Below are 2,297 nucleotides of genomic sequence, written 5' to 3'. Positions count from 1 at the left end.
CCCCAAAAGCTTGGGAGTGCTGCGCACTCCAGCGGGAGCAAGCTCCCTCGCCACAGGGGTCACACCACATCCACGCCGACGTGGATCGCATCATGCCGCCAGAACTCCAGGTCGCAGTCGATCAAGCGCTGGTGCTGGTCATAGTTGACCCGGGCAATGCGCAAGCCCGGGCTGCCCACCGACACCCGCAACGTCGCGGCCGCTTCCACCGGCAGTGACGTCGGCACGATTTCAAAGCGCACCCGCCCATAGTGCAGGTCGTACTTTCGGGCATACAGCTCGGTCATTGACTGGTTCAGGTCGCAGTCCAGAATCCCCGGAAAATACTGCGGGTTCAGGTAGTGCTCCACATACAACACCAGGCGCCCGTCGATCCGCCGGCCCCGGCAGATCTGGATCACACTCGACAACGCCGGCAACTGCAACCACGCACACACCGCCGCCGACGCCGGCTGCAAGCGCGCCGAGATCACGTCGGTGGACGCCACGCGCCCCTGGTCGCTGACCATCGCGTGAAAGTGGCTACGCTGCATCAGGTTGTAGGCCAGCCGGGGCGGCGAGACAAACCAGCCACGGCGTTCTTCGCGATAGATCTGGCCCTGGGCCTCCAGTTGTAACAAGGCTTCCCGCACGGTAATCCGGGTGGTACCAAACAACTCGCTGAGCTTGCGCTCGGCCGGGAGTTTGCTGGCGGGCGGCAGCAGGCCGTGGTCGATCTGCTCTTGCAGCGCCAGGCCGATGGATGTCACCGCCTTGATTGCCTCATCACGCATCAGCGTTACCTATCTGGACTAGACCAGCACCGTTCGGGTGCATAAACCGCGCTCTATTCGGGCTGTAGCGGTTGCCTGCCAGCCTAGGCATTGCAGATGACCGACAGATGACAGTCCGTGTCCGCCCCGCGCAGAACACCCTGCAATACATCGGCCAAGTCCAATCAATGCGGGCACTTGGGCATGGTCTACGCTCACTCTGAGCTAAGCGACATCAGCGATTTAAAAACGACATCGACATGAAACTGTCATCCACCGGGCCTAAATTGGCTCAGGTATTGCTGACCTAGACCAACACCACCGCAAACGTCGACAAAAACGCAGCGTTGAAAACGCCCAAAGGAGCTTCGGATGAAACAGCTTTTCCTGGCATCACTGTTAGGCTCGACCATCGCCATGTGCACCGCCGCCATGGCCGCTGATACCGATCTAAAAACCTTGGAAGCCGCCGCGAAAGCGGAAGGCGCCGTCAACAGCGTCGGCATGCCCGATGACTGGGCCAACTGGAAAGGCACCTGGGAAGACCTGGCCAAGACCTACGGCCTCAAGCACATCGACACCGACATGAGCTCGGCCCAGGAAATCGCCAAGTTCAAGGCTGAAAAAGACAACGCCAGCGCCGACATCGGCGACGTCGGTGCGGCCTTCGGCCCGATTGCGGTGAAACAGGACGTGACCCAGCCGTACAAACCGTCCACCTGGGCCCAAGTGCCCGATTGGGCGAAAGACAAGGACGGTCACTGGGCCCTGGCCTACACCGGCACCATCGCTTTCATCATCAACAAGAAGCTGCTGCACGGATCCGAAGTGCCCACCAGTTGGGCTGACCTGCAAAACGGCAAGTACAAAGTCTCCATCGGTGACGTCAGCACCGCGGCCCAGGCGGCCAACGGTGTACTGGCGGCGGCCATCGCCAACAAAGGCGACGAAAAGAACATCGCCCCAGGCCTGCAGTTCTTCACCAAGATTGCCCAGCAAGGCCGTCTCGGCGTGAACAACCCGACCATTCAAACAATGGAAAAAGGCGAAGTCGAAGTCGGCATCGTCTGGGACTTCAACGGCCTGAGCTACAAAGCCAAGATGGCCAACCCGGATGACTACGTGGTGCTGATCCCGTCGGATGGTTCGGTGAAATCCGGCTACACCACGATCATCAACAAACACGCCAAGCACCCGAACGCCGCGAAGCTGACCCGCGAATACATCTTCAGCGATGCCGGCCAGCTCAACCTGGCGAAGGGCAATGCGCGCCCGATCCGTGCCGAAACCGACCTGAAGCTGCCGGCGGATATCGCCAAGAACCTGATCCCTGGCGAGCAGTACACCAAGGCCAACCCGCAGCCGATCAAGGATGCCGATGCCTGGGAAGCGACATCCAAGAAACTGCCACAACTGTGGAACGAGCAAGTCATCGTAGAGATGAAGTAACAGGGTCACCCACATTGGAACTCCACAGGAGATCCAATGTGGGAGCGGGCTTGCTCGCGAAAGCGGTCTGTCAGTTACTGATGTGCTGCCTGACAC

The 2,297-nt window shown here is 60.1% G+C and carries 2 protein-coding genes; one reads left to right on the top strand and one right to left on the bottom strand.

Annotation, left to right across the window (positions count from 1 at the left end):
- Positions 1-59: 59 nt before the first annotated feature.
- Complete coding sequence (locus NUV89_RS29280; RefSeq protein WP_257784057.1) at positions 60-773, bottom strand: UTRA domain-containing protein; 714 nt, start codon at positions 771-773, stop codon at positions 60-62.
- A gap of 351 nt (positions 774-1,124) precedes the next feature.
- On the opposite strand from NUV89_RS29280, the gene NUV89_RS29275 reads away from it, so the two are divergent.
- Positions 1,125-2,201 (top strand): ABC transporter substrate-binding protein, encoded by a 1,077-nt coding sequence (locus tag NUV89_RS29275; RefSeq protein WP_257784056.1) that lies wholly within the window; start codon positions 1,125-1,127, stop codon positions 2,199-2,201.
- The last annotated feature ends 96 nt before the right edge of the window (positions 2,202-2,297 follow it).

Source organism: Pseudomonas sp. 18.1.10 (assembly GCF_024655625.1).
In the GTDB taxonomy this organism is placed as follows: Bacteria; Pseudomonadota; Gammaproteobacteria; order Pseudomonadales; family Pseudomonadaceae; genus Aquipseudomonas.
This window is presented reverse-complemented; position numbering and strand designations above follow the sequence as displayed.